Source organism: Acidovorax sp. SUPP3434, from assembly GCF_030159015.1.
Lineage (GTDB): Bacteria > Pseudomonadota > Gammaproteobacteria > Burkholderiales > Burkholderiaceae_C > Paracidovorax.
This window is the reverse complement of sequence record NZ_BQXL01000030.1, coordinates 1-8323: the sequence shown is the minus strand read 5'-3', so window position 1 is coordinate 8323 and position 8323 is coordinate 1. Positions and strand designations below refer to the sequence as shown.

The window sequence follows — 8323 nt, the reverse complement described above, 5'->3', positions numbered from 1 at the left end:
ACCTGATCCACCACCGCCAGCTTAAAGGCCAGTGTGTAGTCCTTCTGCGTTCTCTTAACCCATTGATCCACTTGACTTTCCTTTCTGATGAACAGAAAGGTGTCAACCTCATTCAGGACGGGTCACCTTTAATGAAGAAAGAGCGCCACGGCGCTCTTTCTTTATTGCGGAACTGGCGCAGGCGGTGCCTGCGCCGCCCCGCCTGTCACACGCTTCCGGCTTCAGCTACCAGGCACTCTTGCGGGTCTGCCACTGCCTGCGCCAGCAATGCCACCAGCTCCGCGTGATAGGCCTGCACCAGTTGCTCCATGGTCTTTCGCTCGAACATGGCGGCACTGTAGTTCCATCCCATGGATAGCCTTGCGCCGTACGTGCGACCAATGATTTCCAGCCAGTTCGCCAGCGGCGCCTCGGGATGGCGTTCGGCACCGGGAGATTCGCCGGCAGGCATGAAGCTGGCTTCGCCATCGAAGGTCTGGTCGAACTGTCCCAGATAGTTGAAGGTGATCCGGGGCTCGACGGTGCTCAGCGCGCCCCGCACCTTCTCGTCGGGATGCAGATAGCGCAAGGCCCCAAAGCCGATGCCCTTGCCCGGCACGCCCTGCAGGCCGGCCCGGACCCTCTCCAGAGTTTGCCGCGCAGCCAGTCGACCACCGGTCAGGCGCACGGGATAGGCGCTGGTGAACCACCCTACGGTCCGGCTCAGGTCGATCCCCGCATCGTCGGCCTCGCGGCCATGGCCTTCAAGGGTGAGCAGCAGGGCATCCTGCCCCGTCCACTGGGCGACGGCACGCACCAGGGCCGCCAGCAGCAGGTCCTCCGTGGAAACGCCCAGCGCTGCAGGCGCCTGGCGCAGCAGCGCATGGGTCTGCACCTCGTCCAGTTGCAGGGACACGGTGGCCCTGTCCTTGATGACGGCCCTGACGCACTCATCATCGCGCGGCAGATCCCCGGCGGCGCCGAGTTGGCCCAGCCAGTAGGGAAGTTCGGGCATGCGCTGCTGCAGCGTGGCAGGGTCGTGCAGGTGCTGAGTCCAGGCCTTGTAGGGTGCAGATTCGGCCAAACCTTTGGGCAGAGCACCGTCGCTAAGCTGCTGGTACAGGCTCTGCAAGTCCTCCAGAAGCACACGCCAGGAAACGCCATCCACAATGAGATGGTGGACGACGATCAACAGCCGCTCGCTGCCATCTTCAACGCGCAGATGTGCCACGCGCCACAAAGGCCCGTGCTCCAGATCCAAGCTGCACTGCACGGTTTCACAAGTGCGGGAGATGTCGTCAACGGCCACGTCCTCCAGCGTGCAGAGCACGGTGGATCCGCTGTCCGGCGCATAGGCCTGCGTCCACACACCAGCCCCGTTACGCCGAAAGCGGATGCGAAAAGCATCATGCCGGGCTTGCAACAGGCGAACGGCTTCTTCCAGGTTGCGGCTGTGCAGCGGTCGTGTCGCACGCAGCAGCACCGATTGGTTGAAATGGTGGCGCGATGGAATGTCCTCGCAGAAGAACCATTGCTGTATGGGGCCCAACGGGATCTCGCCATGGGCGACGACCGCGGCCGCCGCCGGCCGCACGGAACCGGGCTGCGCGGCACAGGCGGCCACCAGGGCCTCGATGGTCTGGTGGCGCATCAGATCACGCAGGCGCAGATTGAATCCGAGCTTGGCATTCTTCACGCGCGAGATGACCTGCAGGCTCATGATGGAATCGCCGCCGAGTTCGAAGAAGTTGTCGTGGATGCCCACCTGCTTCACGCCCAGCACCTGTTGCCAGATCCTGGCCATCTCGACCTGCGCATGGCTGGCGGGTGCTTGGAATGTGCTTCGCACCTCGGCAACGGGGGGCGGCAGCGCAGCGCGGTCCAGCTTGCCGCTGATGAGCCGGGGGAGGGCCGGCAGACCCAGCACGCGCGAGGGCAGCATGTATTCCGGCAACCGCTGGGGCAGTTGCTGCTGTATGCGCGCCACCAGTTCCTCCGCGGACAGGCCATCCCGAGGCACGGCATAGGCGATCAGTTGCACGCCCGCAGCGCCTTGGTGGGCGACCACGGCGGCGTCGGCCACCCCTTCAACCTCACGCACGCGGGCTTCGACCTCACCCAGTTCGATGCGAAAGCCGCGGACCTTGATCTGGTGGTCCACGCGTCCGATGTATTCGATATTGCCGTCCTCCATCCAACGTACCAGGTCGCCGGTGCGATACAGACGCCCGCCGTCTTTGTCAAAGGGACTGGCTACGAAGCGCTCTGCCGTCAGTGCACTGCGCCCCAGGTAGCCTCGCGCCAGGCCGTAGCCGCCGATGTACAACTCGCCCACCATACCGCGGGGGACTAACTGCAGGCCGGCGTCCAGCACATAGGCGCTGCGCTCGCCCACGGGTCGGCCGATGGGCGCATAAGCACAATCGAAGCTGCGATCGGCCGTGGTCTTCCAGATCAGCGGCGTCACCACGGTCTCCGTGGGACCATAACCGTTGATGAGCAAGCGCGGCCGCAGGCTGCTCCTTACCTTTTCATAGGCGGCCTTGGGCATGGCCTCGCCGCCAAAGACATACAACTCCACGGGCGGAACATCGTCACGCTGGTGCGCCCAGTCGGCGATCTGTCCAAGGTAGGCAGGAGGGAACGCGGCATTCGTCACCCCATAGCGGCGCAGGGCTTCGTAGGCCTGCTCCGCAGTCCAAAGTTCCTCTTCGCGCAAAGCCAGCCCGGCCCCCACGCACAAGGGTGCAAGCCAGCGCTCATGCGCCCCATCGAAAGAAAAAGACATGAAATGCAGCTCGCGCGACTGGGGCCCGATGCCATAGATTTCCGCCGTCGCAAGGCAATGCATGGCCAGGGGCCCATGGGCCACGGCCACCCCTTTGGGACGCCCCGTCGATCCCGAGGTATAGATGACGTAGGCCAGATGGTCGGCCCCCAGCGCCACCTGCGGGTTGCATGCGCTTTCCTCGCCACCGGGCAGATCAATGCTCTCCAGCTCCAGTACCTCGACACCCTCGCAAGCCGGCCATCGGGCCGCCACGGCACGGTGAGCCAGCAGCAGGGCGATGCCGCTGTCCTCGACCATGTACTTCAGTCGGTCGGCCGGATAACCGGGGTCGATGGGAAGATAGGCGCCGCCGGCCTTGAGTACGGCCAGCAGGCTGATGATGCTGTCCAGCGAACGCTGTAGCGCCACCCCCACCAGCACGTCGGGCCCCACTCCCAGGCCGCGCAGGCAATGCGCCAGCCGATTGGCCCTGGCATTGAGCTGGGCGTAGCTCAGCTCCTCGTCACCCATCAACAAGGCGATGGCATCGCCGCGCCGGGCGGCCTGCTGTTCGATGAGGTGGTGAACGGCCCCATGGCTGGCGCTCGGCGGCGGTGAATCATTGCCGCCCAGGGCCACCAGGCCGTCACGCGCCGCATCGTCCAGCCAACCCAGTTCGCCCAATGCGCAAGCCGCATCGCAGGCCATGCGCTGCATCACATGCTCCATTTGCGAGCGCAGCGCCGCCACTTGGTCCTCGTCGAACTCGCGGCGGTCGTAACAGTACTCAATGTCCAGGTACTCGCCCACGACGACCTGCAGGTCCATGGCATACCCGGTCAGACCGCCACCCTGCATGGGGCCGAACTGCAGGCCGAAGCGTTCTAGGCTGCGCAGCGTCTCGTCCATGGGCAGGTTTTCGAAAACGATGATGCTGTCGAACAACGGCCTACCGCCCGATCCGCTCCAGCGCTGGATATCGGCAAGTGACACATGCTCGTACTCGCGCACGCGCATGTTGGTCTGCTGCACCTCGCGCAGATAGTCACCCACACTTTGCCAGCCCGGGGCTGCGACGGGAACCGGAATGGTATTGATGAACAGTCCCATCATCTCTTCCACGCCCTGGAGTTGCGCGGGACGGCCGGCCACCGTGGAGCCGAACAGCACGCGCTCCTTGCCCGTGTGCTGCTGCAGCAGCAAGGCCCAGGCGGCCTGCACCAATGTGTTGAGCGTGACGCGCTCGCGCTGTGCAAACGCCTGGAGTACGCCGGTCTCCTGGCGGCCCAGGTGGGTATACAGCTTGCCGAAGCCCTGGCCGGGATGGCTGTTTGCCGTGGCTTGCGCCAGCAGGCTGGGACCGTCGCACGCTGCAAGCTCGCCCCGCCAGAACTGCTCCGCCTGCTGCATGTCCTGGGCCTGCAGCCAGTCTATGTAATCGCCATAGGGCGCGGGCCTGGCCGGCAGAGGCTCGTCAGCGTACGCGCGCAGCCATTCGCCCATCAGGCGCGAATCGGACCAGCCATCCGAAAGCACATGGTGGTGGGTCCAGATCAGGCGATGTCGATGGCCTGGATGGTCGGCGCCCAGGTCGATCAAGGTGACCTGTGACAGCGGCGGGCGCAACCAGTCAATCTCGCGCGTGAGCAGCTCTTGCGCCAGCGACGACACACGGCGCTCGGTCTCACCGGCTTCCACGCCGGACAAGTCGAGAAGCGACACCTGCGCTTGCACACTGCGCAGCACAACCTGCAGGGGCCGCGCCATGGCGCTGTGCCACAGGAATCCGGTGCGCAGCATCTCATGGCGATCGACCATGACCCGCCAGGCCCGCGCCAGGCGGGCCGCATTCAGATTGCCGACCTCCAGGTTCAACTGGTTGACGTACAAGCCCGAACCCGGCGCCTCCATCGCATGCAGCAGCATGCCGGCCTGCGTGGGGGCCAGGGGATAGACATCCTCGATGTTGTCCCTGTCGAGCAGCGGGAACCAGGCCGGGTCTGCCTCCGGGTAGTCGCTCAGGTCCGAGCAGCGCCTTGGCGCGCGGCCCTGCGATGCGCTTGCATCGGTCTCCTTGGCCACAGCGCCCAGCGCAGCAATGGTCTGGCATTCGAACAGCTGCCGGGGCGTGATGTGCCAGCCGCGCTGTTGCATCCGCGTGACGATCTGCAGGCTGAGGATGGAGTCACCGCCCAGCGCGAAGAAATTGTCATGCCGGCCCATGGAGTCCACCTTCAGCACCTGGGACCAAACTTCCGCCATCAACGCCTCGACACCCGGCAAGGGTGCCTCGTATGCGCTGCCTGCCGGCGCCTGCGGCTCGGGCAGCGCCTTTCTGTCCACCTTGCCATTGGTATTCAAAGGCAAGGCGTCCAGCACCACGACGGTGCTGGGCACCATGTAGTCGGGCAGGACCTGCCCCAACTGGACACGCAGCACATCGGTGTCGAGGGCTGCATCCGGGCCGGATGGCGCAGGCGTCACATAGGCCACCAGGCGCGCGCCCCCGGCGCCCTGCCTTGCCATGACCACGGCTTCGCGCACCTGCGGCTGCGCCAGCAGTTGCGCCTCCACCTCGCCCAACTCGATGCGCAGGCCCCGGATCTTGACCTGATGATCGATGCGGCCCAGATACTCTATTTGCCCGTCCGCGCTCCAGCGGACCAGATCCCCCGTGCGGTACAACCTCCCGCCAGCATCGTCCAGCGGGTCCGCGACAAAGCGGTCCGCGCTCAGCCCGGCGCGGTGCTGGTAGCCACGGCCCAGGCCCAGGCCGCCCAAATACAGCTCGCCCGGCACACCCGGCACCGTCAGATTCAGCTGTGCGTCCAGCACATAAGTACGGATGCCACTGATGGGGCGACCGATGGGCACGCTGGCCCGCCCGTCGTTGCGGCACGTCCAGTGCGTCACATCGATGGCCGCCTCGGTCGGCCCGTAAAGGTTGTGGAGGGCTGCGCCCGGCAGCCGCCTGTGGACCTGGGCCTGTGCATCGGCATGCAGCGCTTCGCCGCTGCATACGATGCGGGTCAGGCTTGTACAGGCCTCGATGCCCTCATACCCGAGAAAAGCCTGGAGCATCGAAGGCACGAAGTGAAGCGTCGTGATGCCATGCTGCTGGATCAGCGAAACCAGTCGGGCGGGATCGCGGTGATCCCCCGGGTCGGCCATCACCAGCCTGGCGCCGGTCATCAGCGGCCAGAAGAACTCCCAGACCGATACGTCGAAACTGAACGGCGTCTTCTGCAGCACGGCATCCGCTGCAGTCAGCGCATAGGCCTGCTGCATCCAGGCCAGCCGATTGTGCAGCGCACCGTGCCGGTTGGCTGCGCCCTTGGGTCGCCCCGTCGAACCCGAGGTAAAGATGACATAGGCCAGGTTCTCGCCATGCAGCTCTACCGCGGGATCGTGCGAAGGTCCGGCATCCAGGCCCGGCAGATCCGACTGATCCAGTTCCACCACCTGCAACTCCTGAAGGCCAGGCAGGCTCGCGCGCAGCGCGGACTGCACCAGCACCAGGCCGATGCCGCTGTCCTGGACCATGTGCGCCAGGCGATCGGCCGGGTAATCCGGGTCCAGCGGCACATAGGCACCACCGGCCTTGAGGATGGCCAGCAGTCCCACCACCATCTCCACCGAGCGCTGCATGGCAATGCCCACCCGGGTCTCCGGCCCCACCCCCAGAGCCATCAGGCGGTGGGCCACTCGGTTGGCTCTCGCGTTGAGCTCTCCATAACTCAGCGTCCGCTCCCCGAACGACAGGGCCGGCGCCTCGGGGCATTCGCGTGCCCTTTGCTCGAACAGGCGGTGGACGGGAGCCGTCCACGGGTGGCCATGGGCATCCACGCTCCAGTTCAGCAGGCGCGCACGCTCCTGGCCCTGCATCACACCGATCTCCGACAGCCGCACAGGCAACGGCGATCCCAAGGCCTGGACCACGCCTTGAATGGCCTCGCTCACATAGCCACCGACGGTGGACGCATCAACGCCCGATGCCACCTGGACGACCAACGAAAAATCCGTGCCCAGGTCATTCACGAACAGGCCGAAGGGATAGTTGGTGCGCTCCGCCCCACCCACCATCTCGACCCCTTCCCACTGAAGTCTTTCGGCCTGCACATCGTCGGACTGCCCGGCCCCGTGGCGGTAGTTGAGCAAGGCGGTGAACAGCGGCACCCCCGCCTCCAGCCCGCTGCAGCGCTGCGCCAGCGACAGGCTGGCATGCTCGTGCTCCAGCAGCCCCGTCAGCGCAACATGCGTCTGCCGCAACGCCTGATCCACCGCCTGCCCACCCAGCCCGATTCGGATCGGCAAGGTGTTGATGAACATCCCCAGCGCACGGCCCGCATCCCTCTCGCCCTGCATGCGCCCGAACAGCACCGTGCCGAACACCACATCGTCACGCCCCGTGGTCCTGCCCACCACCAGCGCCCAGGCCAGGTGGAACAATGCCGCCGCACTCACCCCGTGGCTGCGCGCCTGCTCGCGGATGCGCCGCGCAAGGCCCGCATCCAGTGCCAACCGCGCCTCCTGCACGCCCGAGCCATCCCCGCGCACATCCAACAGCCCGTAGGGCGCCGTCGGCTCCTGCACGTCGCCCAGCATCTGTCGGAAGAACGCCTCATGTGCCGCCCTGCTGCGGCCCAGCCGCGCCTGCGCCACAAAGCGCCTGAACGCCACCGGCTCGGGCAACTGCGCCTGCAGGCCCTGCTGCACCAAGCCGATCTCCCTGACCGCCAGCTTCAGCGTGGTGTTGTCGTCCACCATGTGGTGGGTGTACAGCTGCAGCCTCCAGCGCTGGCCTTCGGCCACGGCAAAGGCATCGATCATGGGCGCCTGGCGCACGTCGATGCGGTGCAAGGCCGGCAGCGCGCTGGCATCCTGCAGCCACCGCAGTTGCAGCGCCGCCCGCCGCCACACCACCTGCACCGGCTCGCGCAGGCCTTCCCACAGCACGGCCGTGCGCAGAATGTCGTGCCGCGCGATCACGGCGTTGAAGCTGGCCGCAAAGTGCTCCAGTCGCTCGCGGCTGTCGAACAGCAGTTCGTGCGAGGTCACGTAGGCATCGTGCTGCGTGTCCAGCATGTGGTGGAACAGCATGCCCTCCTGCAGCGGCGCCAGCGGGTAGATGTCCTGGATGTTGGCCGCGCCCCCGGGCACCACGGCTGCGATGCGTGCGATCTCCTGGGCATCGAGTTCCACCAGGGTCAGCATCTGCGGCGTGATCGCCGTGCAGCCTTCGGGGATCAGATTGGGTGGCACGTCGATCTCGCCGGTACCCGGCTCCTGCGCCTGCCCCTGCTCCCGCTGCAACGCCTGTGCAAACTCCGCCAGCCTCGGGTGCTGGAACAGCATGCGCACCTGCACGCGCAGGCCCTGGGCGCGCACGCGCTCCAGCAGGCCCAGGGCCAGCAGCGAATGCCCGCCCAGTTCGAAGAAGCCGTCCCGGCGGCCCACGCGCTCCACGCCCAGCACCTCGGCCCAGATGCGCGCCAGCATCTCCTCCAGCTCGCCTTGCGGTGCCTCGTATTGCTGCACCCCGGCCATCTCCGGCTCCGGCAGCGCCTTGCGGTC

1 protein-coding gene is annotated in these 8323 nt (G+C 66.3%); it reads right to left on the bottom strand.

The window, feature by feature from the left end:
• Nucleotides 1-205 precede the first annotated feature (205 nt).
• Nucleotides 206-8323: amino acid adenylation domain-containing protein (locus AVKW3434_RS23990; protein WP_502869172.1), on the bottom strand; the 8118-nt coding region annotated here is incomplete at its 5' end.